The organism is Cellulomonas sp. A375-1 (genome assembly GCF_001040865.1).
Taxonomy (GTDB): Bacteria; Actinomycetota; Actinomycetes; order Actinomycetales; family Cellulomonadaceae; genus Cellulomonas; species Cellulomonas gelida.
The window spans coordinates 1-22497 of record NZ_LFKW01000004.1; the positions used below are offsets into that span (position 1 = coordinate 1).

At 73.0% G+C, this 22497-nt stretch carries 19 protein-coding genes and 1 tRNA gene; 13 read left to right on the plus strand and 7 right to left on the minus strand.

Features of this window, described 5'->3' with window-relative positions; translation table 11 throughout:
* Positions 1–111 precede the first annotated feature (111 nt).
* The 4 genes from CWIS_RS00220 to CWIS_RS00235 all read right to left on the minus strand — a co-directional run bounded on the left by CWIS_RS00220 (position 112) and on the right by CWIS_RS00235 (position 5678).
* The gene (locus tag CWIS_RS00220; RefSeq protein WP_048341210.1) at positions 112–1209 is read right to left on the minus strand and encodes a hemin ABC transporter substrate-binding protein; all 1098 of its coding nucleotides are present in this window, start codon (positions 1207–1209) and stop codon (positions 112–114) included.
* Positions 1210–1348: 139 nt separating this feature from the next.
* Entirely contained in the window at positions 1349–2713 is a 1365-nt protein-coding gene (gene lysA, locus CWIS_RS00225) for a diaminopimelate decarboxylase (protein WP_048341211.1), read from the minus strand.
* On the minus strand, positions 2710–4389 hold the full coding sequence (gene argS / locus CWIS_RS00230; protein ID WP_048341212.1) for an arginine--tRNA ligase: 1680 nt from the start codon (positions 4387–4389) through the stop codon (positions 2710–2712). The genes lysA and argS overlap by 4 nt, the downstream gene beginning before the upstream one ends.
* Positions 4386–5678, minus strand: coding sequence for an MFS transporter (locus tag CWIS_RS00235; RefSeq protein WP_048341213.1), 1293 nt, complete (start codon positions 5676–5678; stop codon positions 4386–4388). Before CWIS_RS00235 ends, argS begins: the two co-directional genes overlap by 4 nt.
* An 81-nt stretch (positions 5679–5759) precedes the next feature.
* On the opposite strand from CWIS_RS00235, the gene CWIS_RS00240 reads away from it, so the two are divergent.
* The 9 genes from CWIS_RS00240 (at position 5760) to CWIS_RS00280 (ending at position 15541) form a co-directional block, all read left to right on the plus strand.
* A complete protein-coding gene (locus tag CWIS_RS00240; protein ID WP_307722626.1) occupies positions 5760–6443 on the plus strand; it encodes a FadR/GntR family transcriptional regulator in 684 nt (227 codons plus the stop codon).
* Positions 6444–6631: 188 nt separating this feature from the next.
* Positions 6632–6707, plus strand: a tRNA-Arg gene (locus CWIS_RS00245).
* A 263-nt stretch (positions 6708–6970) separates the two neighbouring features.
* Positions 6971–8671 (plus strand): sodium:proton antiporter, encoded by a 1701-nt coding sequence (locus CWIS_RS00250; protein WP_048341251.1) that lies wholly within the window; start codon positions 6971–6973, stop codon positions 8669–8671.
* 214 nt (positions 8672–8885) lie between these two features.
* Positions 8886–11612 carry a bifunctional acetaldehyde-CoA/alcohol dehydrogenase gene (gene adhE / locus CWIS_RS00255; RefSeq protein ID WP_231583617.1) on the plus strand — a complete coding sequence of 909 codons (2727 nt, stop codon included), beginning with the start codon at positions 8886–8888 and terminating at the stop codon, positions 11610–11612.
* 252 nt (positions 11613–11864) lie between these two features.
* Entirely contained in the window at positions 11865–12560 is a 696-nt protein-coding gene (locus CWIS_RS17335) for a DUF6318 family protein (RefSeq protein WP_053071468.1), read from the plus strand.
* A 116-nt stretch (positions 12561–12676) separates the two neighbouring features.
* Positions 12677–13393: a hypothetical protein gene (locus tag CWIS_RS00265; RefSeq protein WP_053071469.1), complete on the plus strand. Its 717-nt coding sequence runs from the start codon at positions 12677–12679 to the stop codon at positions 13391–13393.
* A 97-nt stretch (positions 13394–13490) separates the two neighbouring features.
* Positions 13491–14009, plus strand: coding sequence for a hypothetical protein (locus CWIS_RS00270; RefSeq protein WP_048341214.1), 519 nt, complete (start codon positions 13491–13493; stop codon positions 14007–14009).
* A gap of 96 nt (positions 14010–14105) precedes the next feature.
* Positions 14106–14222 (plus strand): hypothetical protein, encoded by a 117-nt coding sequence (locus CWIS_RS00275; RefSeq protein ID WP_048341255.1) that lies wholly within the window; start codon positions 14106–14108, stop codon positions 14220–14222.
* 89 nt (positions 14223–14311) lie between these two features.
* Entirely contained in the window at positions 14312–15541 is a 1230-nt protein-coding gene (locus tag CWIS_RS00280; protein WP_048341215.1) for a pyridoxal phosphate-dependent aminotransferase, read from the plus strand.
* Between the two features lie 57 nt (positions 15542–15598).
* Here CWIS_RS00280 and CWIS_RS00285 read toward each other — a convergent pair whose 3' ends face one another.
* On the minus strand, positions 15599–16861 hold the full coding sequence (locus CWIS_RS00285) for a multidrug effflux MFS transporter (protein WP_369796437.1): 1263 nt from the start codon (positions 16859–16861) through the stop codon (positions 15599–15601).
* Between the two features lie 239 nt (positions 16862–17100).
* Between CWIS_RS00285 and CWIS_RS00290 the strand changes: the two genes are divergently transcribed.
* Positions 17101–17844, plus strand: a complete 744-nt coding sequence (locus tag CWIS_RS00290) for an SOS response-associated peptidase (RefSeq protein ID WP_048341216.1) — start codon at positions 17101–17103, stop codon at positions 17842–17844.
* A 42-nt stretch (positions 17845–17886) separates the two neighbouring features.
* On the opposite strand, the gene CWIS_RS00295 is transcribed toward CWIS_RS00290, so the two are convergent.
* Positions 17887–19044 (minus strand): adenylate cyclase regulatory domain-containing protein, encoded by a 1158-nt coding sequence (locus CWIS_RS00295; protein ID WP_369796438.1) that lies wholly within the window; start codon positions 19042–19044, stop codon positions 17887–17889.
* Between the two features lie 14 nt (positions 19045–19058).
* The gene (locus tag CWIS_RS00300; protein WP_048341217.1) at positions 19059–19922 is read right to left on the minus strand and encodes a biotin--[acetyl-CoA-carboxylase] ligase; all 864 of its coding nucleotides are present in this window, start codon (positions 19920–19922) and stop codon (positions 19059–19061) included.
* A gap of 56 nt (positions 19923–19978) precedes the next feature.
* On the opposite strand from CWIS_RS00300, the gene CWIS_RS00305 reads away from it, so the two are divergent.
* From CWIS_RS00305 to CWIS_RS00315, 3 genes are read left to right on the plus strand one after another with little or no spacing between them, the layout of a single operon-like run.
* Positions 19979–21667: an acyl-CoA carboxylase subunit beta gene (locus tag CWIS_RS00305; RefSeq protein ID WP_369796439.1), complete on the plus strand. Its 1689-nt coding sequence runs from the start codon at positions 19979–19981 to the stop codon at positions 21665–21667.
* A 13-nt stretch (positions 21668–21680) separates the two neighbouring features.
* Positions 21681–22247 carry a hypothetical protein gene (locus CWIS_RS00310; protein WP_048341219.1) on the plus strand — a complete coding sequence of 189 codons (567 nt, stop codon included), beginning with the start codon at positions 21681–21683 and terminating at the stop codon, positions 22245–22247.
* Positions 22244–22456 carry an acyl-CoA carboxylase subunit epsilon gene (locus CWIS_RS00315; protein ID WP_048341220.1) on the plus strand — a complete coding sequence of 71 codons (213 nt, stop codon included), beginning with the start codon at positions 22244–22246 and terminating at the stop codon, positions 22454–22456. Before CWIS_RS00310 ends, CWIS_RS00315 begins: the two co-directional genes overlap by 4 nt.
* Positions 22457–22497: the final 41 nt, after the last annotated feature.

Genomic DNA, 22497 nt, shown 5'->3' on the forward strand with positions numbered 1-22497 from the left:
GCGCGGCGGCCGCGGGGCCGGCCGCCTCATGCGCGGTGACCGCGGGCGTTGCTGCCTCGCGGGCGGCGGTCTCGTGCGCCTCCGCGGCTGCCGGGTGGGTCTGCGTCACGGTCACGACTGCGCGGGTGCGTAGAGCGCGACGGCGAGCGCGTCGAGGACGTCCGCGGTGCGCGGCCCGAACGAGAGCACCGCGGAGTCGGCCATGTCGATGATGCGCCGGCTCTGGCCCGCGGGCGTGCTCGCGACGGCGGGCAGCGTCTCGAGCAGGCCGTCGACGCCGCCCACCGACGCCAGCCCGTCGGACATGACGAGCACGACGTCGGGCTCGGCCTTGACGATGCCCTCGTCGGTCACGGGCTTCATGCCCTGCCAGCCGATCTCCCCGGCGACGTCGACCGCACCGAGCGCGTCGATGAGCGAGTCCGTGCCCGAGCCCTCGCCGAACAGGTAGTAGACGCCGGCCTGGCCGCGCACGTAGAGGAACACGATCCGCAGCCGCTCGGACTCCTGCTCGGGTGCGATCGCGGCGATCTCGGCGATCTTCGCCGTCACGGCGTCGTCGGTGCGCTGCGCGAGAGCCGCACCGGCCTCGGGTACGCCGAGCGCGTCCGCGACCTGCGTGATGAGGTCACCGACGCCGTCGACCGACCGGTGCGAGTCGACCACGACGACCGGGATGCCCGCGTCGCGCATCTGGAGCACGACGTCCCACGGGCCCAGGCTCGTGTCGGTGAGGATCACGGTCGGTGCGAGCTCGAGGATCGCCTCGGCGGACAGCTCGTGCCCGTTCGCCGTGACCAGCGGCTTGTCCTTGATCTCCGCGAACGCGGAGGAGGTGTCGCGTCCGACGACGCGGTCCCCCAGGCCGAGCTCGTAGACGATGCGGGAGACAGTTCCGTACACGTCGAGCGCGAGGATGCGGCTCGCGTCGCTCACGGTGACCGCTGTGCCTTGCACGTCGGTGACGGTGACGGGCAGCGCGGGCTCGGGGTCGTCCGCGACGGGCCGGACCGCGGCGTCCGCGACGACCGCGGTCGCGGGGCCCGTGAGCGTCTTGGGTGCCGCCGCCGGCTCCACGTCGGCGAGGCGCGTGCCGCCGCCGGCCGTGACGTCGTGGTCGTCGGCCGCCGTCGCGCCGCCGCATCCGGCGAGCGCCAGGACCAGCACGAGCGTCGCGACGAGAGCGCGGGCCGGGCGCGCGACAGGCATGGCTGGTCGACCTCCGTGCTGAGGGACGGGGTGAGACCCCGTGGACCCCGCCATCCTAGCCGCGCAAAGGTTAGGCTCACCTACCTTCCGCAAGCGGCCTTGGTCACACGTCCAGCGGCGCGCGACGTGCTACGGCAGGTCAGCCCTGGTCGAGGGCGAGCAGGTCGTCGACGGTCTCGCGCCGCAGCAACGTGCGCACCTCGCCGCCGCGCACCGCCACGACCGGCGGGCGCGTCAGGAGGTTGTAGTTCGACGCCATCGACCGCCCGTAGGCGCCCGTCGCCGCGACGGCCAGCAGGTCGCCCGCACGCACGTCGCCCGGCAGCTGCACCTCGTGCACGACGACGTCGCCCGACTCGCAGTGCTTGCCGACCACGCGGGCCAGCACCGACGGCGCCGACGAGAGCCGCCCGACGACCTCGGCGTGGTACCGCGCGCCGTACAGCGCCGGCCGGATGTTGTCGCTCATCCCGCCGTCCACGGACACGTACAGGCGCTCGGTCTCGTCGTCCACGCGCACGGGCTTGACGGTCCCGACGGTGTACAGCGTGAGCCCGGCCGGACCGACGATCGCGCGCCCGGGCTCGATCGAGAACCGCGGCAGCGGCGTCCCGAGCTCGGCGGCGGCCGCCGCGACCGACGCGGCGACGTCCTTCGCGATCCGGTCGGGGTCGAGCGCGACGTCGCCCGGCAGGTAGGCGATGCCGTACCCGCCACCCAGGTCGACCTCGTCGACGAGCACCCCGGTGCGCTCGGCCAGCGCCGCGCGCAGAGAGAGCACCACGCGCGCGGCGACCTCGAACCCCGACGGGTCGAGGATCTGCGAGCCGATGTGCGAGTGGATGCCCAGCAGGTGCAGCTCCGGGTGGGACAGCACCGCGAGCAGCGCGGTCATCGCGGGCGAGTCGCCGTCGCCGTGCGCCGCGACCGACAGGCCGAACTTCTGGTCCTCGTGCGCGGTCGAGATGTACTCGTGGCCTCCCGCGTGCACGCCGGTCGTCACGCGCACCATCACGGGCGCGGGCGCTCCCCCACGGGCCCGGACGAGCGCCGCGAGCCGCTCGATCTCCACGAGCGAGTCGACGATGATCCGTCCCACGCCGTGCTCGAGGGCGAGGGCGAGCTCGTCGTCGGACTTGTTGTTGCCGTGCAGGCCGAGGTCCGCACCCGGCACGCCCGCGCGCAGCGCGACCGCGAGCTCGCCGCCGGACGCGGTGTCCACCCGCAGACCCTCGTCGTGCACCCACCGCGCGACCGCGACCGACAGGAACGCCTTGCCCGCGTAGTACACGTCGACACCCGCGCCGACCTCGGCGAACGCCGCGGCGAACGCGCGGCGGTAGCCCGCGGCACGCGCGCGCAGGTCCGCCTCGTCGAGCACGTAGGCGGGCGTGCCGACCTCCGCGGCGAGCCGCGCGGCCGGGACCCCGGCTACGACGAGCGCGCCCTCGTCGTCCCGTGCGACGCCCGTCGACCAGGGCTCACCCGGAATGCTCGTGCTCACATCCGCTCCGGCGCGCTCACGCCGAGCAGGCCGAGACCGTTGGCGATCACCTGACGCGTCGCGTCGTTGAGCCACAGCCGCGTGCGGTGCACGTCGCTGACCTCCTCGTCGCCGAACGGCGTGACCCGGCGGCGCCCGTACCAGGTGTGGTACGCGCCGGCGAGCTCCTCGAGGTAGCGCGCGACGCGGTGCGGCTCCCGCAGGTTCGCGGCCTGCGCGACGACCCGCGGGAACTGCGCGAGCTCGCCCAGCAGCACCGACTCGGACTCGTCGTCCAGCAGGCTCGCGTCGAAGCCGTCCTCGCGGCGGACCCCCGCGTCGGCCGCGTTGCGGCCCACGTTCACGGTCCGGGCGTGCGCGTACTGGACGTAGTAGACGGGGTTCTCGTTCTTGGCGCTGGCCAGCAGGTCGAGGTCCAGGTCGATCGCGCTGTCGGCCGACGAGCGCGCGAGCGAGTAGCGCGCGGCGTCCACGCCGACCGCGTCGACGAGGTCGTCGATCGTCACGACCGTCCCCGCACGCTTCGACATGCGCACCGGCTGCCCGTCGCGCACCAGGTTGACGAGCTGGCCGATGAGGATCTCCAGGTTGACGTCCGGGTCGTCGCCGAACGCCGCCGCGACCGCGCGCATGCGACCCACGTACCCGTGGTGGTCCGCGCCGAGCATCATCACGACGCGGTCGAACCCGCGCTCGCGCTTGTCGAGGTAGTAGGCGATGTCGCCCGCGATGTACGCGGCCTCGCCGTCGGACTTGATGACGACGCGGTCCTTGTCGTCGCCGAAGTCCGTGGTGCGCAGCCACGTCGCGCCGTCGGCGTCGAACACGTGGCCCAGCTCGCGCAGGCGCGCGACGGCCCGCTCGACCGCACCGGACTCGTGCAGCGAGTCCTCGTGGAAGTACACGTCGAAGTCCACGCCGAACTCGTGCAGCGACTTCTTGATCTCGGTGAACATCAGCTCGACGCCACGCGCGCGGAACGCTTCGAGGGCCTCGTCGTCGCCGAGCGTGGTCGGGTCCGGCTCGCCTGCCGCGAGCGCGTCCGCGACCACCTGGTCGGCGATCTCGGAGATGTACTGGCCGCCGTAACCGTCCTCGGGGGCCTCCTCGCCCCGGGCCCGCGCGACGAGCGAGCGCGCGAACCGGTCGATCTGCGCACCGTGGTCGTTGAAGTAGTACTCCCGCGTGACCTGCGCACCCGCGGCCTGCAGGACGCGCGCGAGCGAGTCCCCGACCGCCGCCCAGCGCACGCCGCCGATGTGCAGCGGACCCGTCGGGTTCGCCGAGACGAACTCGAGGTTGACGGTGTGCCCCGCCTCGGCCTCGTTGCGGCCGTAGGCCGGGCCCGCCTCGACGACCGTGCGCGCGAGCTCGCCCGCGGCGGCGGTGTCGAGCCGGATGTTGAGGAAGCCGGGGCCGGCGATCTCGACGGCCGCGATGCCGGCCGTGGCGCCCAGGCGCCGCGCGAGCTCCTCGGCGAACGCACGCGGGTTCATGCCCGCCTTCTTCGCGAGCTGCAGCGCGACGTTCGTCGCCCAGTCCCCGTGCTCGCGCTGGCGGGGTCGCTCGATGTGCACGTGCGCCGGGAGATCGGCGGGGGCGAGAGCGAACGTACCGTCGGCGACGGCCGCCGCGAGGGCGTCCGCGAGGGCCTGGGAGAGCTGGTCGGGAGTCACCGGTCAAGCGTAGGGGAACGCCCGGCCCTCTCCGCCGCGGCGTCCGGCTCCCCGAGGACCTCGGGCCGGCACGCGCGCCGCGCCGCGACGAGCAGCACGACGAGCAGGGCCAGCAGCACCAGCAGCGCGGCGTCCCAGCTGCCCGTCGCGTCGTACAGCAGCCCGATGCCGATCGGCCCGAGCGCCGCGAGCGCGTACCCGACGCCCTGCACCATGCCCGAGAGCACGACCGCGAGCGCGGGGGTCGCGGTGCGCAGCCCGATCAGCGCGAGCAGGATCGGGAACGTGCTGGGGCCGAGGCCGAGCAGCACCATCCACACCACGGTGCCGTGCGCGGGGGCGAGCAGCAGACCGAGATACCCGACGGCCCAGCACGCCACGAAGGCGACGACGAGCGGGAACGGCGAGCGCATGCGCCCGGCCAGCACCGGTGCGACGAGCGACGCGGGCAGGCCGAGGATCGCGAACAGCGCGAGCCACCGGCCGCCGACCTCCGTGCCCAGGCCCGCGTCGGCGAGGATCTCCGGGAGCCACGCGAACACCGTGTACGTGCCGAGCGAGTTCATGCCGAACGTGACCGCCATCGCCCAGGCGAGCGACGAGCGCCAGACCAGGCGCGTCGCACCGTCGCCCGCGCGGGCCGTCAGCGCACTCGCGGCCGGACCCGGCGATCGTCGGACGAGCTCGCGCAGGTGCGCACGCGCCGCGACGGACCGCACGATCACCACGACCCACGGCACCGCCGCCGCGACGCCGACCGCCGCCCACACCCCGACCGACCACCGCCACCCCGCGGCCTGCGCGAGCGGCAGCGCGACCAGCGGCGGCACCGCGGTGCTCACCGAGAGCGCGACCGAGTACGCCGCGGTCACCACCCCGATGCGGTCGGGGAAGTAGCGCTTGACGAGCGGCGGGAGCAGCACGTTGCCCATGCCCATGCCCGCGAGCGCGAGCATCGACCACGCGAGGAACGCGGGCGCGGTCGTCGCGTTCGCCCGCAGCACCTCGCCGGTCGCCGACAGCAGCAGCGCCGCGACCATCGTCGGCTCGAGCCCGAGGTGCCGTGCCACGGGCGTGGCCAGCGAGCCGAAGAGGGCGAAGGACAGGACCGGGATGGTCCCCAGCAGGCCGATCTGCGCCGACGTCAGCGCCACGTCCTCGCGCATGACGTCGATCAGCGGCGAGACGGCGGCGACCGCGATCCGCAGGTTCAGACCCACCAGGACGATGCCGGCCAGGACGACGAGGCGGCCGCGCCAGGGCGCGGGCTCGGCAGGACGGGACGGCACAGCACTCCGCGGGGTGAAGGAAGGACGAGGGCGACGGGCAGGTCTGGCGGGCGGACGGCTCGCTCGTGTTGACTGCACGGCATGCCCGCACACGGAGGCCCTTCGGCGATCACGCGTCGGACCGGTCTGATCGATTCGACCGTACAGGAGCTGCACGCGCGGATCGCGAGCGGTGAGTGGGCCGTGGGCGCCCGCATCCCGCCCGAGCCACAGCTCGTCGAGCTGCTCGGCGTCGGGCGCAACACGGTGCGCGAGGCCGTGCAGTCCCTGGTCCACGCCGGCCTGCTCGAGCGACGCCAGGGCTCGGGCACGTACGTGCTGTCGTCGTCCGAGCTCGCCGCGTCGATGGGCCGCCAGATCGCCGACGCCCGCCAGCGCGACGTCGTCGAGGTGCGCCGCGCGCTCGAGATCGAGGCCGCGCGCCTGGCCGCACGCCGCCGCACCGCGCTCGACGCGAGCACGCTCCTCGAGCGCCGCGACGAGCGCGCGGTGGCCTACGTCTCGGGCGACCTCGACGCGATGGTCGAGACCGACCTCGCGCTGCACCGCACGATCGTGCGGGCAGCGGGCAACCCGGTGCTGCTCTCGCTGTACGAGAACCTCATCGACGCGATCGGCGAGAACATCCGGTTCAACTTCGTCACCGACTACCACGGGCAGACCGCGCACGACACGCTCATCGAGGCGATCGTCGCGGGAGACGCGGCCAAGGCGGTCCTGGAGACCACGGCCTACCTCTCGGCCCTCCTGGGCGAGTCCCCCTGACGCGCTGGGTCGCTGTCTCTCCTCCTCGGCGAACCAGGGGCTGCTCAGGCCAACGCGCGCGCGGGACTGAGCAGGCGCTGGGTCGGCGAGGTGGGTGGGGTGGCGAGGTGCAGGGTGGAGAGGGGCGGGGTGGAGAGGGGTCGGGTTCGGGCTGGTAGGCTCGCTGGCCGATGCATCCGTGCATCTCGGCGCCCGTAGCTCAGTGGATAGAGCGTCTGCCTCCGGAGCAGAAGGTCGAAGGTTCGAATCCTTTCGGGCGCACCACGCGAGGCCGTGCTGCAGCAGCAGCGCGGCCTTCGTCGTCTCCACGGCCCCGTCAGCACGGCGGTTCACGGCTGTCTCAGCGAGAGTGGAGCACAGCTCGCCGACCTGCAGCCGACCGGCGTCGAGGTGGTCGAATGCCGCGGCGTCGCCGCACCCGCGCGTGCGCCTGCCCCTGCCGACGGGGCCCCGCCGCGGGTACCGTGACCGCACGGTCCGTGCACGGCCCGGTCCGTACGGCAGGGTTCGACGACGACGGAGGTCAGGTGCACCACGTCGCGGTGTTCGCGCTCGCAGTCGGCGCCGTCCTGGTCGCGGCGGTGTGCCGGCGCCGCGGCTGGCCGGCTCCGCTGGTCGTCGTGGCGGTCGCGCTGCTCGTCTCGCTCATCCCCGGCGTCCCGCGGTACGAGGTCGAGCCGGAGCTGCTGCTCGAGTTCGTCCTGCCGCCGCTGCTCTACTCCGCCGCGCTGTCCTCGTCGTACCGCGACTTCCGCGCGTCGCTGAACTCGATCACCCGCCTCGGCGTCGGGCTCGTGATCGTCACGGCACTCGCGGTCGCGCTCACGTTCTCGCTGCTCGACGACGTGTCGGTCGCCGCCGCGCTCGTGCTCGGCGCGGTCGTCGCCCCGCCGGACGCCGTCGCCGCGGCCGCCGTCGGCCGGCGCCTCGGCCTCCCCCGGCGCGTGATGACGCTGCTGTCCGGCGAGAGCCTCATCAACGACGCGACCTCGCTCACGCTCTACAAGGTGGCGCTGGCGGGCGTCGCGAGCGGCGCGTGGGCGCTCGGTGCCGGGCTGGCGACGTTCGCGATGGCGGTGGTCGCGGGCGTGGGCACGGGGCTCGTCCTCGCCTTCGTCGTGCACCAGGTCCGCATGCGGCTCGACGACCCGGTCGTCGCCTCCGCGGTCGGCCTCATGACCCCGTTCGCCGCGTACTGGGGTGCCGAGGCCCTCGCCGGGTCGGGCGTGCTCGCCGTCGTCGCCGCGGGCCTGTACCTCGGCCACACGTCGCCGCGCGCGGGTTACGCGACCCGACTGTTCGAGGAGCCCATCTGGTCGACGCTCGACCTGGTGCTCGAGTCGTTCACGTTCGCGCTGATCGGCATGCAGCTGCCCTGGGTCGTCCGCGACGTCGTCGACTCCGACCAGGGGTTCGCGCACGGGCTGACCGTCTCGCTCGTCGTCCTCGTCGTCGCGCTGCTCGTGCGGCCCGTCTACATCTTCGCGACCACGTGGTTCGACGACATCCGCCTGCCCGGCTCCCACCGACCGGAACGCGACTCGCTGAGCGCACGCGAGTCGGCCGTGGTCTCGTGGGCCGGCATGCGCGGCGTGGTGACGCTCGCCGCCGCCGCAGCCATCCCCGCGACCATGGACGGAGCGCCGTTCGAGCACCGCGCGACCATCCAGCTGGCCGCCTACACCGTCGCGCTCGGCACGCTCCTGCTGCAGGGCCTCACGCTGCCGTGGGTGATCACGCGGCTCGGGGTCGGCTCCGCGCAGGAAGATGCCGCGGACGCCAAGCAGGAGGCCGCGATGCGCGTCGCGACCGCCGAGGCCGTGCAGCGCTACTTCGAGGAGCAGCGCCCCCAGCTCGCGGCGACCATGGGCGACGAGCGCGCGCAGCAGGTCGTGGAGCGGCTCTCGGCGGGCTGGCGTGCGCGGGCGGCGGCCGCCGCCGTGATGCTCGACCCGGACAGCGCCGACGACCTGGGGCTCGACCCGGAGGCTGTACGGGGCCCCGCCCGCGGGCTCGACGTGCTCGCGGCCCGTGGCAAGTCGTCGGCCGACGCCGGTCGCCGCATGCAGTCCGTCCGCCGTTCCGTGATCGCGGCGCAGCGCGAGGTGCTCATGCACCACCGCGACGCGGGCGACCTGGACGAGGTCGTGATGCGGCGCATGATGCGCGAGCTGGACCTCGAGGAGGAGTCGCTCGCGTCGTCGTGGGTCTCACGCCTGCGCGACTGAGGTCCCGGGCTTCCCCGGCGGCTGAGGGCCCCGTCAGGCAGGACCCAGGTCCCTGCTGAGGGCCGCGCGTGGCCAGGTGATTCGTCCTGCACGACCCGGAAGGACTTTCATCCCACCACTTGTCGGGGACGCGTCCCTAGCGTCGAGGTGTCGGTTCGGACGGAGCTCCAGCACCCCGCCCGGTCCACCGATTCCACCCGACCTGGGAGCTTCCGTGACCACCACCAGCACGCCCCGCCCCTCCAAGAACCGCAAGGCCGACGCCCCGGCGCCGGCGCTCGCGGTGCAGTCCGACGAGCAGGTCCACGCCGCGATCGACGAGCTCGTCGCGAACGCGACCAAGGCGCTCGCGCAGTTCGAGTCGATGACGCAGGAAGACGTCGACCGCTTCGTGAAGAAGGGCGCGGTCGCTGCGCTCGACCAGCACGGCCACCTCGCGAAGCTCGCGGTCGACGAGACCGGGCGCGGCGTGTTCGAGGACAAGGCCGTGAAGAACATCTTTGCGTGCGAGCACGTCACGAACTCGATGGCGAACCTCAAGACGGTCGGCGTCATCAACGTCGACGACCTGAACGGGATCACCGAGATCGCCGAGCCCGTCGGTGTCATCGCCGGCATCACCCCGGTGACGAACCCGACGTCGACCGCGATCTTCAAGTCGCTGATCTCGCTCAAGACGCGCAACCCGATCATCTTCGCGTTCCACCCGAACGCGCAGCAGTCCTCGATCGCCGCGGCCCGGACCGTGCGCGACGCCGCGGTCGCCGCCGGCGCCCCCGAGCACTGCATCCAGTGGGTCGAGGCCCCGTCGCTGACCGCGACGAGCGTGCTGATGAACCACTCCGGTGTCGCGACGATCCTGGCGACCGGCGGCAACGCCATGGTCAAGGCCGCCTACTCGTGCGGCAAGCCGGCCCTCGGCGTCGGCGCGGGCAACGTCCCCGCGTACGTCGAGAAGAGCGCGAAGCTCGCGCGGGCGATCAACGACATCGTCCTGAGCAAGGCGTTCGACAACGGCGTGATCTGCGCGTCGGAGCAGGCCGCGATCATCGACGACGAGATCTACGACGCCGCGATGGCCGAGTTCGCCAAGCTGCACGCCTACCGCACCACGCCCGAGGAGAAGGCCAAGCTCGAGCGCTTCATCTTCGGCGTCGAGGCCGGTGGCGAGAACTGCGCCGGTGCCAAGCTCAACCCGACCGTCGTCGGCAAGTCGCCGGTCTGGATCGCGGAGCAGGCGGGCTTCACCGTCCCCGCGGACACCTCGATCATCCTCGCCGAGGTCTCCGGCGTCGGCCCGCACGAGCCGCTGACGCGCGAGAAGCTGTGCCCCGTCCTGGCCGTGCTGCACGCCGCCTCCACGGAGGAGGGCTTCGCCCTCGCCGAGAAGATGGTCGAGTTCGACGGCCTCGGTCACTCGGCCGCGATCCACACGCGGGACGACGCGCTGACGGTCGAGTTCGGCAAGCGGGTCAAGGCCATCCGCGTCATCTGCAACGCGCCCTCGTCGCTCGGCGGCATCGGCGACATCTACAACGCCTTCATCCCCTCGCTGACCCTCGGTTGCGGCTCCTACGGCCACAACTCGGTCTCGAACAACGTCTCGGCGGTGAACCTCATCAACGTCAAGCGCGTCGGTCGTCGCAACAACAACCTGCAGTGGTTCAAGGTTCCGGCGAAGACCTACTTCGAGCCCAACGCGATCCGGTACCTCGCCGACATGGCCGACGTCGAGCGCGTCACCATCGTCACCGACACGACGATGACGACCCTCGGCTTCGTCGACAAGGTCCTCGACGTCCTGCACCGCCGTGGCAACAACGTGGCCGTCCAGATCATCGACGAGGTCGAGCCCGAGCCGTCCGTGCGCACCGTGCAGAAGGGCGCCGCGAACATGCGGCACTTCCAGCCGGACACGATCATCGCGCTCGGTGGCGGCTCGCCCATGGACGCTGCGAAGGTCATGTGGCTGCTGTACGAGCACCCGGAGATCAACTTCTCCGACCTCAAGCAGAAGTTCTTCGACGTCCGCAAGCGCGCGTTCAAGTTCCCCGTCCTGGGTGACCTGGCCAAGCTCGTCTGCATCCCGACGACGTCGGGCACCGGCGCCGAGGTCACGCCGTTCGCCGTCATCTCCGACCCCGACGCGGGCAAGAAGTACCCGCTCGCGGACTACGCGCTGACGCCGACCGTCGCGATCATCGACCCGGTCCTGACCTCGAAGATGCCGCGCTCGCTCGCCGCCGACTCGGGCTTCGACGCCCTGACGCACGCCACCGAGGCGTACGTGTCGGTCTACGCGAACGACTTCACCGACGGCATGGCGCTGCAGGCGATCCGCCTCATCTTCGAGAACCTCGCGCAGTCCGTGAACGGCGACCCGGCCGACCCGGCCACGCAGGACGCGCGGGAGAAGATGCACAACGCGGGCACGATCGCCGGCATGGCGTTCGGCAACGCGTTCCTGGGCATCGTGCACGCGATGGCGCACGTCGTCGGCTCGACCTACCACCTGGTCCACGGCCGCACGAACGCCACGCTGCTCCCCCACGTCATCCGCTACAACGGCACCGTCCCGACGAAGCTCACGAGCTGGCCCAAGTACGAGAGCTACGTCGCGCCGGAGCGGTTCCAGGCGATCGCGCAGATGCTCGGCCTGCCGGCCTCCACGCCGGCCCAGGGTGTCGAGTCCTACGCGATGGCGGTGGAGTCCCTGCGGTCGAAGGTCGGCATCCCGGCCTCGTTCCAGGCCCAGGGCGTCGACGAGCAGGAGTTCCTCTCGCGGCTCGACGAGGTCGCCATGGGTGCCTACGAGGACCAGTGCGCCCCCGCCAACCCGCGGATGCCGATGATCGACGACATGAAGGACATCATGACCGCGGCCTATTACGGCACGTCGCTGGAGGACGTCCGAGGCCGCAAGAGCGGGCAGGAGGGCTGACCACCTCCGGCGGGCTCCCACGGCTCTGAGCCACTGGTAGAGCCCCGCCCGCTCGCGACGCCCCGTCCGGCTCATCCCTCGCCGGACGGGGCGTCGACCTTTTCCCCCGCACCCCGGGCGCGCTCCTTGCGCCCGGGGTGCGGGTCGCGGCAGCCCGGCCCGGCTGCGCAGCGCGGCTCGGACGTTCGTCCACAGCCTCGTGGAACCCGCCCCGGCGGGCCGTCCGATTTGGGTAAGTTCGCGGCCGTGCACATGACGCCGACGAACGTGACCCTCGCCGAGCACCCGGTTCGCCGCAGACCCGGGCAGTCTCGCCGCCGCGCGCTCTGGACCGGCACGACCGCGCTCGCTCTGGTCGCGGTGCTGGCCGCCTGCACGGGCGACACCCCTGCCCCTCCGTCCGCGTCCGCCACGGCCACGGCCACGAGCGCCCCGACCGCGAGCGCCGCACCGACGCCGTCGGCGACACCCACGCCCACCTCGCTCCCGAGCGCGTCGGACGACTTCTCCTCGATCGACCTCACCGTGCCCCCGCCGCGCCCGGACGCCCTCGACGCACCCCCGAGCAAGGAAGCCGCCGCCGAGATCGCCGAGTACTTCCTGCTGCTGTTCTCGTACGCAGCGGCAACGCACGATCTCACGGCGTTCAGGGAGCTCTCGTACAACGACTGCGGCTACTGCAACCGGGTGCTGGAGACGCTGGGCGAGTACGAGGCAACCGGGGTCACGACGGAGGGCGGCGCGATCATCGTGCACGAGACCGCCGTTGAAGAAGGCCGCCGCGGATCGTTCACGGTCGCCGTCACGTTCGATCAGCAGGCGTCGAGGGAGGTCGAGTCCACCGGTTCCGTCCTTGCTTCGGATCCCGGCGCACGAGGCCGCGTGCACAAGATCCAGGTGCTGTGGAGCGACAGCGCCTGGCGCGTGATGGCGGTGCTCGACGCGTGAGGCTTCGGACTTTCGCTCGTCAGTCGGTTGCAGTCGCGGTCCTCGCCGCAGCGGCGAGTCCGTTTGCGCTCCCGGCACAGGCTCTGAGCACGATCGGGGAGGCCAGGGACACCGGCATGTTCGTCCGGGCCAGCGACGCGACGGCTGGCATCAGCGCCTACGAGGCAGATCCTGACGCCGGCGCTTACGTGTGGAAGCGGGACCTTCCGTGCTGGAGCCGGTACCCCGAGATCGACCGGGACTCGAACGAGGCGTGCTGGGGCGGTTCGGCGATCCAGCACGACCCGCCCGTGTGCGAGGACGGCACGCCCCTGCTGCCGATCTGGCGCCGGCTGCGCACGGAGGAGACGTGGTACCTCCAGGTCGGGTGGCACTGCCCGGAGGACCTGATCCCGCGCATGACGCAGGAGGACTTCAGGCGGATGACGATCCCCGCCGCGCCCGCGCGCATGCAGCCCGACAGCGGTCCGGTGCTGGTGAACAAGAAGACGATCGTCTACACCGAGACCGGGGTGCAGACGCTCCGCACCGATCTGCTGGGCTACGGCGTCGACATCGAGGCGACTCCCGTGTCGTACGCGTGGGACTTCGCCGACGGGCAGCCACCCGTGGTCACGACGTCACAGGGGCACCCCTTCCCCGACCACGACGTGTTCAGCACGTACTTCCGTCCCGGCACGGCCCGGATCACCCTGACGACGACGTGGACCGGTCGCTACCGGGTGGACATCGACCCGCTGCACAAGTGGCGCGAGATCGACGGCCACGCGTTCACCACGTCCGCCACACCCGACTTCGAGATCGTCGAGCTGCGCGGGCGCCTCGTCCGATGACCCGTACCGGACGACCGCCCAGCCAGGTCGTCGACCTGTCCATGGAGGAGTGGTGGCCGAGGTTGCGTCGGCGGCCCAGGTCGGGGACGGTTTGCCGATGACCTCGACGCACCCTGACCGTCGCCCCCGCGCGCTCGTCGCCGCTGTCAGCGCCGCCGTGGGCGTCGCCCTGGCCGTGTCGGGGTGCGACGCGGCGGACGACGCACGCCAGGGGTTGGACGACGCGAAGTCGCAGGCCCAGACACAGCTCGACAAGGCCCGCGCGGCGATCGACGACCTGCAGGGGTCGGTCGCGGACGCGCGCGAGAAGGCCGACGACGTCCGCCAGCAGATCGCCGAGCTCGCGCCGGAGAAGAAGAAGGACGCCCAGGCCGCCGTCGACGAGGCCAGCGCCGCGCTCGAGGACGCGAAGGCAGCGGTCGCGAAGAGCGGCGACGACGCGTCCGCGGAGGCGAAGAAGGCGCTCGAGGACGCCCGCGCGCGCGTCGACGACGCCAAGAAGGCTCTCGACGACGCGGCCGCGAACGCCGGAGGGTCGGCCGCCGACGGGCTGAGCAGCCTGGCCGACGAGCTCCAGGGCGTCGCCGAGGACCTGCGAGCGGCGTCGGGCTCCTGACGACCGTCGCCCGGGGATGGCGCCCGAACGGGTGATTTCGCAGCCGCTCGGTGCGGGATGTTGTACCTGCGCCGCTCGGTGCCGATCTTGATGGACATGGCAGTCCGTCGAGCGATCCGTCGCCACCACGTCGAGTGGTGGGTCGTTGCCGCGTGGTCGTCGCTCGCGCTCGTCGTCGTCGCGGGCCTCGCCGCCGCCGCCGGCACGTTCTGACCCGAGCTCCGAGTCCGGGCGCCGCCACGGGGCCGCGGAGGCAGACACCCGGACGCACGTCGCAGGACCGCCCCCTACTCTCGGGTCCCATGCACGGATCTCGATGGGTCGACGTCGCCCGCGCCGCCAACCTGCTCGGCGCGGACGGCCAACCACGCGCGACGATCTTCGCGGAGATGTCCGCCCTGGCGCAGGCCACGGGTGCGGTGAACCTCGGGCAGGGGTTCCCTGACGTCGACGGGCCGGAGTCGGTCGCTCGCGTCGCCGCCGACGCGATCGCCGCGGGCGTCAACCAGTACCCGCCGGGCCCCGGCATCCCGGAGCTGCGCCAGGCGATCGCCGCGCACCAGGCGCGGCGGTACGGCATCGGGCTGGACCCCGACACCGAGGTGCTCGTCACGGCGGGAGCCACCGAGGCGCTCGCGGCCACGGTCCTCGCGCTCGCGGGGCCGGGCGACGAGGTGCTGACGCTCGAACCGTTCTACGACGCGTACGCGGCGGTCGTCGCGCTCGCGGGCGCCACGCACACGACCGCTCCCCTGCGCGCGACTCCCGACGGCTTCCGGCTCGACGAGCAGGCGCTCGTCGCCGCGTTCACGCCGCGCACGCGCCTCGTCGTCGTCAACACGCCGCACAACCCGACGGGTGCCGTGCTCACACGGGCCGAGCTCGAGCTCGTCGCGCGGCTCGCACGCGAGCACGACGCGCTCGTCGTGACCGACGAGGTGTACGAGCACCTCACGCTCGCCGGGCCGGACGGGACGCGTCCGGCGCACGTGCCGGTCGCGACTCTGCCGGGCATGGCGGAGCGGACGCTGACGATCTCGTCGGCCGGCAAGACGTTCTCGTTCACCGGCTGGAAGATCGGCTGGATCAGCGGCCCCGCGGCGCTCGTGGCGGCGGTGCGCACCGTCAAGCAGTTCCTGACGTACGTCAACGGCGCGCCGTTCCAGCCGGCGGTCGCGTTCGCCCTGTCCGACGAGGGCGTGGCCGCGTGGGTCGACGAGCTGGCGGCCTCGCTCGCGCGGCGCCGCGACCTGCTGTCCGACGGGCTGCGCACCGCCGGGTTCACGGTCGCACCGGCGCACGGCACGTACTTCGTCCTGGCGGACGCCGCGCCGCTCGGCTACGACGACGGCGCGGCGCTGTGCCGGGACCTGCCGCGGCTCTGCGGCGTGGTGGGCGTGCCCGTGAGCGCGTTCACGCGCCCGGGCTCGTCGGCCGACGAGGCGCTGCGCTCGTGGGTGCGCTTCACGTTCGTCAAGCGCGACGAGGTGCTGGCCGAGGCGGTCGACCGTCTGGCGCGACTGGGCAGCTGAGCCCGCTCGTCGAGCCGGCGCCGCCACCCTCGTCGGACGAGGACGCGCCGTGCGGGCTCAGCCCGTCCAGCCGCCGCCGCGGCGGTAGGCGGGGGTGGCCAGGGCCAGGACGAGCAGCGCGGCCGCCGCGGCGCCGACCATGACCGCGGCCATCGCGACCGCGTCGCCGCCCAGCAGCCCCGACAAGGGCGAGACGACACCGGAGATCGTGGCCTGCGTCGCGCCGATGACGGCCGCGGCGGTCCCGGCGATCTCGCCGTGCCGGCTGAGCGCGAGCGCGGACGCGTTGGGCGGCGCGAAGTTCACCATCGCCAGGACGAGCCACAGCATGACGAGGAGCACGGGCAGGCCGCCGACGCCGGTGATCGCGATGCCCAGCAGGCCGAGCGTGAGCGCCAGCGAGACGGGCAGCACCACGCGGATGATCCGGATGGGCGCGACCCGCCGCACGAGCGCGGCGTTGACCTGCGCACCCGCGACGAGCCCGATCCCGTTGAGCGCGAACAGCAACGAGAACTGGTGCGACGTGAGGCCGAACCCCTCCTGCAGGACGAACGGCGAGCCGACGACGTAGCTCATCAGCACGGCGTTGCCGAGCCCGGGCATGATCGCGAGCGCGACGAAGTGCCGGTCGCGCAGCAGCGTGCCGTAGCCCCGCAGGGCGGCGCGCAGACCGCCGTCGCGACGACGCTCCGCCGGGAGCGTCTCCGGCAGCCGCCGCCAGCACACGACCCACAGCGCCGCGCCGAACAGCCCGAGCGCGACGAACACCGCGCGCCAGCCGAACTCCCCGGCGATCAGCCCGCCGACCGACGGTGCGAACAGCGGCGCGATCCCGATGACGAGCATGAGCCGCGAGATCAGCCGCGACGCGTCGGCGCCGACGAACCGGTCGCGGATGACCGCCATCGCCACGACCGTGGCGGACGCGTTGAAGAAGCCCTGCAGCACGCGCAGCGCGATGAGCATCTCGACGCCCGTGACGACCGCGCACAGCAGCGACGTGACGATGTGCAGCGCGACACCGACCAGCACGGGCAGCCGACGGCCGAACCTGTCCGAGAGCGGACCGATGACGAGCTGGCCGACCGCACCGCCCAGCATCATCGCGCTCATGGTGAGCTGGGCCGCGGTCGCGGACGTGCCCAGGTCGCGGGCGACCTCGGGCAGTGACGGCAGGTAGATGTCGTTGGAGATCGCGGGCAGCGCGCACATCATGCCCAGCAGCAGCACGTACCGGGCGTCGGGGCGGTAGGTGCGCGCGGGTGCGGCGTCGGTGGGCACGCTCGGGGGCTGGGTGCGCTGGGCGGTGTCGGTCACGTGGCGTCTCGGTGTCGGGGTCGGAGGGCCGCCGGAGCATCCCGTCGACCGTCGCCGGCGGTCCGTCGTCGGCTGTCGCCCGCCCATGGTGACATCGCCGACCGCGCCCGCGCGAATCGATTCGACCTCGTGACCCGAACGCGTGTCGCCCATGACCACGGCTTGACCACGACGCGCGCGTTCCCGGGCCCTGCGGGCCTCGCGAGCCCGTGTCGGAGCCACCTGGCAGGGTGGGACGCATGTGTGGTCGCTACGCCTCCTTCCGGGAGGACCAGGCCCTGGCCGACGAGTTCGCGGTCGCCGTCGTCGCCGACGACGTGCGGCTGCTGCCGCCGTCGTGGAACGTCGCCCCGACCGACGGCGTGCGCATGGTCGTCGAGCGCGCCGACCGCGAGACCGGCGAGATCACCCGCCAGCTGCGCCTCGCGCGGTGGGGCCTGGTGCCGTCGTGGGCCAAGGACCCGTCGGTCGGCAACCGGATGATCAACGCGCGCGTCGAGAGCGTCGCGGACAAGCCCGCGTTCGCACGCCCGTTCGCGCAGCGCCGCGCCCTCATCCCCGCCGACGGCTACTACGAGTGGCGCAAGCCCAGCCCGGACGCCGCCGCGGGCCGCAAGCAGCCGTACTACATCCACCCGTCCGACGGCTCACTCGTCGCGCTGGCCGGGCTCTACGAGTTCTGGCGGGACCCGAGCAAGGCCGACGACGACCCGGACCGCTGGCTCGTCTCGACCACGATCCTCACGCGGCCCGCGAGCGAGCCCCTCGCATTCATCCACGACCGTCAGCCGGTGATGCTCCCGCACGCCGCGTGGGACGCATGGCTGGACCCCGCCGTGGACGCGGCGGGCGCACGCGACCTGCTCGCCGCCGACCCTCCCGCGCTCGAACCCACGCCAGTGCGCCCCCTGGTCAACGCGGTCCGCAACAACGGCCCCGACCTGCTCGTCCCCGACCCGTCGCCGGACGACGAGAGCACCTGAGGTCGACGCGCGCCCTGCGCACGGCCGGTCGGGTGTGTCCGATCAGCGATAGACGTCAGGCGGGGTGGCGAGGAGCTGGACCGGGGTCACGGAGCCCAGGCCCTGAAGCTCGCGTGGCGGCTGCTCGACGAGCGAGAACCGCGGGTCGCCGCGCAGCGCCGCGGCCGTCGCGACGTCGGTCAGCACGCTCGACGGGTCCGCGATGTCGGTCAGGCGCGCCGCGAGGTTCACCGACGGCCCGAACACGTCCCCGAACCGCGACAGCACACGGCCCCACACGAGCCCGACGCGCACGGGCGTCACGCCGCGTGCGCCCTCGGCCAGTCCGCCGGTGCCCTGCGCGGACGTCACGTCGAGCTCGCGACCGAGCCGCTCGGCGAGCCCGAGGGCCACCAGCGCACCCGACTGCGGGGTGTCGGCGACGAACAGCACCGCGTCGCCGATCGTCTTGACGACCCGGCCACCGCCGGCGGTCACGACGTCACGCGCGGCGGCCTCGAAGCGCTGCACGAAGTGCGACAGGTCGGTCGACCCGAGCCCGGCGGTGCGCCGCGTGAACGAGACCATGTCGGCGAACCCCACGGCACGCGCGAGCGGCAGCGCACCGGGTTCCTCACCGGTCCGGCCGATCTCGCCGAACTCGGCCGCGTAGCGGCCGGCGATCGCGGCGAGCTGCCGACGGTAGGAGTGCACCAGCTGGGCCTCGAGCACGGGGGCGAGGTCCGCGAGCCGGTCCAGGACGAGCAGGCGCGCGGTCGCGTCGTCGAGCTCGTAGCGCGAGGCCATGTCCTCGACGAGCGCCTCGACCTGCCACAGCGCGAGGCGGTCCGACGTGTGCCCGAGCGCGCGAGTCAGGGTGATGACGGTGGTGAGGTCGAGCCCGTGGTCCCGCACGAGCGACGCGGCGCGCTCGACCGCGTCGGCGTCGTTCTCGGAGAAGTACTGGTCGTCGGGGTCCGCGTGCGGCAGGCCGAGCGTCGTCCAGAACCTGGTGACGAAGTCGAGCCCGATCCCGGCGCGCTCGGCGAGCTCGCGCGCGCTGTGCGTGCGGCCACCGCCGAGCAGGGTGGAGTCGATCTCCTCGACCGTGGTCTCGAGCACGGGGTGCCGCGCGGTCGCGTCGTCGCCCGGCACGTCGTCGCCGGACGCGTCGCCGCCGGATTCGTCGTCGAGAGGGACGTCGTCGAGGGGGTCGGGCACGGGTCGAGGGTAGTTCACGGGGTGGTGCGCAGGTGACGCACGTCACCGGCGAGCACCCGAACGGGGTCGCCCGCGGCGGGCCGCACGACGAGCGCGCCGTCGTCGTCCAGGCGTTCGGCGACCCCGGTGAGGACCGTGCCGCCCGGCAGGTCGACGGCGACCTGCGTCCCGAGCGTCGAGGTCACCGCGGCGACCTCGTCGGCCAGGCCGGACTCCCGTGCGGACCCGCCCGCCTGGTCCCAGCGCGTCTCGATCGCCTCGAGCGCCTCCACGAGCCCGACGAGCAGCCCGAGCCGGTCCACGTGCCGCGCGCCGGCGAGCTCGAGCGAGCCCGCCGACGGCACGGGGAGCTCGTCGACCGTCTGCAGCACGTTGAGACCGATCCCGACGACCGCCGCGGTGCTCCCGTCGGCGAGCGTCACGAGCTCGGTCAGGATCCCGCCGACCTTGCGGTACGGCCCCCAGCCGTCGACGGGGGTCGTCGCGGGGACGAGCACGTCGTTGGGCCACTTGAGCGTGGCCGCCACGCCCGCGGTCGCGCGCACGGCCGTCACGGCGCCGAGCCCGGCGAGCAGCGGCAGCCAGCCGTAGAGCTCGGGCGGCATGCGCAGCCGGACGACGAACGAGCAGGTCACCGCGGTCCCGGGCGGTGTCTCCCAGACCCGGTCCCGTCGGCCGCGCCCCGAGGCCTGGTGGTCGGCCACCAGCAGGCTGCGGTCCGGCCACGACGTCGCGTCGGCACGCAGGTCGCACGTGACGTCGAGGTTGGTCGACCCGGTCCGCGGCACGACCTCGACGCGCGCGAGCGGCCCCGCGGGCCGTTGCAGCAGCCCGCGCACCTCGTCGGGGTCGAGCGTGGGTCGCGCGTCGGTCGTCATGGCGCCATCCTCCCGCCATCCTCGCGCGGCCACCCGTCCGGGCGGTCGGTTGTGGGATGACGACGACGCGGCGCGCGCAAACCCGTCCGCGCCACGCACGCGCCTGGAGCCTTTCGACAACTAGCCTCGGTCGGGTGACGCAGACCGAAGCCGCCCAGGACGCGACCCGGGAGCCCCCCCGCACCACCGCCGGCAAGCTCGCCGACCTCGCCGACCGCCACGCCGCGCAGCGTGCCGCCGAGTCGACCGCCGTCGACAAGCAGCACGCACGGGGCAAGAAGACCGCCCGCGAGCGCATCGACCAGCTCCTCGACCCGGGCTCGTTCACCGAGATCGACGCGTTCGTGCGTCACCGGTCGACGAACTTCGGCCTCGACAAGAAGCGCCTGCCCGGGGACGGCGTCGTCGTCGGGCACGGCACGGTCGACGGCCGCCCGGTCGCGGTGTACTCGCAGGACTTCACGGTCTTCGGCGGGAGCCTCGGCGAGGTGCACGGCCAGAAGATCACCAAGGTCATGGACCTCGCGCTGCGCACGGGCGTCCCACTGATCGGGATCAGCGACGGCGGTGGCGCGCGCATCCAGGAGGGTGTCGCGGGCCTCACGCAGTTCGCGGAGATCTTCCGCCGGAACGTGGCCGCGAGCGGGGTCATCCCGCAGATCAGCCTGATCCTGGGCCCGTCGGCGGGCGGCGCGGTGTACTCCCCCGCGCTGACCGACTTCATCATCATGGCCGACGGCACGTCGAACATGTTCATCACCGGCCCGGACGTCATCCGCACGGTCACCGGTGAGGACGTGGGCTTCGAGGAGCTCGGCGGCGCGACCACGCACAACACGCGCTCGGGCGTCGCGCACTACCTGGCGTCCGACGAGGACGACGCGATCGACTACGTGCGCTCGCTGCTGTCGTACCTGCCGCAGAACAACCTCACGGACCCGCCGCTCTACCCGCACGAGACGGACCTGGCGCCGGGCGAGCACGACCTCGCGCTCGACACCCTCGTCCCGGACTCGGACAACCAGCCGTACGACATGCGCACAGTCGTCGAGGCGGTGCTCGACGACGGCGTACTTCTCGAGGTGCAGCCGTTGTACGCGGGCAACGTCCTCATCGGGTTCGGGCACGTCGAGGGTCATCCCGTCGGCATCGTCGCGAACCAGCCGCAGCAGATGGCCGGCACGCTCGACATCAACGCGGCTGAGAAGGCCGCACGGTTCGTGCGTACGTGCGACGCGTTCAACCTCCCGGTGCTCACGTTCGTCGACGTCCCCGGCTTCCTGCCCGGGACCGACCAGGAGTGGAACGGCATCATCCGCCGCGGTGCGAAGCTGATCTTCGCGTACGCCGAGGCGACCGTCCCGCTCGTCACCGTCATCACCCGCAAGGCGTACGGCGGCGCGTACATCGTCATGGGCTCCAAGCAGCTGGGCGCCGACGTGAACCTCGCGTGGCCGACCGCGCAGATCGCGGTCATGGGCGCGAGCGGTGCGGTCAACATCCTGCAGCGCGGCGCGCTGAAGAAGGTCGCCGACGAGGGAGGCGACGTCGAGGCCGAGCGCAAGCGGCTGACGAGCGAGTACGAGGACGCGATCGTCAACCCGTGGGACGCTGCGGACCGGGGGTACGTCGACGCCGTGATCGAGCCGTCGGCGACCCGCGCCGAGATCACCAAGGCTCTGCGGCTGCTGCGCACCAAGCGTGCGAGCCTGCCGCCCAAGAAGCACGGCAACATCCCGCTCTAGGACAGGACCCACGATGACGCACGAGCACGACGACCAGCACGAGCACGACGACCACGGGCACGACTCGGCGTCGCACGGGTCGGCGCCGCTCACCGCCGTCGACCCCGCCGGCCTGCACGCCGCGGTCGACGCGCTCGCCGCGACCCTGCACGAGTACGTCGACACGGCGATCGGGGTGCGCGCCGAGTTCGGCTCGTCCGAGGCCGACGAGGACCCCCGCATCCTGGCGCTCGAGGCGCGCGTGGGCACCCTCAACGCCGGCCTGTACGACGCGATCCACGACCGGCTCGGCATGCACAGCGACCTCACGGGCATGACCTGGCAGGACGACGACGAGGACGACGAGGACACCCTCGGCGACGACGAGGAGAGCGACGCGTTCCACGTCGGACTCGTCGTGGTGCGCACCCCGGCCGCGGGCGACCGCACGCTCGACTCCGCGCTCGACGTCGTCGAGGCAGGCGCCGCGGACATCACCCAGACGCTCGTCGAGGCGGGCTTCTCGGTGGTCGAGTGGGGTGTCGCGCGCGGCGCGCACGTCGTCCTGGGCGACGAGGACGACGACGAGGACGACGAGTGAGCGACGACACCCAGCTCCAGGTGGTGCGCGGCGCGCCCGACGACGTCGAGCTCGCCGCGCTCGTCGCGGGACTGATGGCCGCCGCGACCGCGGCACCGGCCGACCACCAGACGCACTCGTCGGCGTGGTCGGACCGGCGCCGCCAGCTCCGCCCGGAGCCGGGCCCCCCTCCGGGACCGGACTCCTGGCGCTGGAGCCTGCGGGGTTGACGCGTGCGGCGCCCCCTGCGCGCCGCACGCGCGCGACCTGT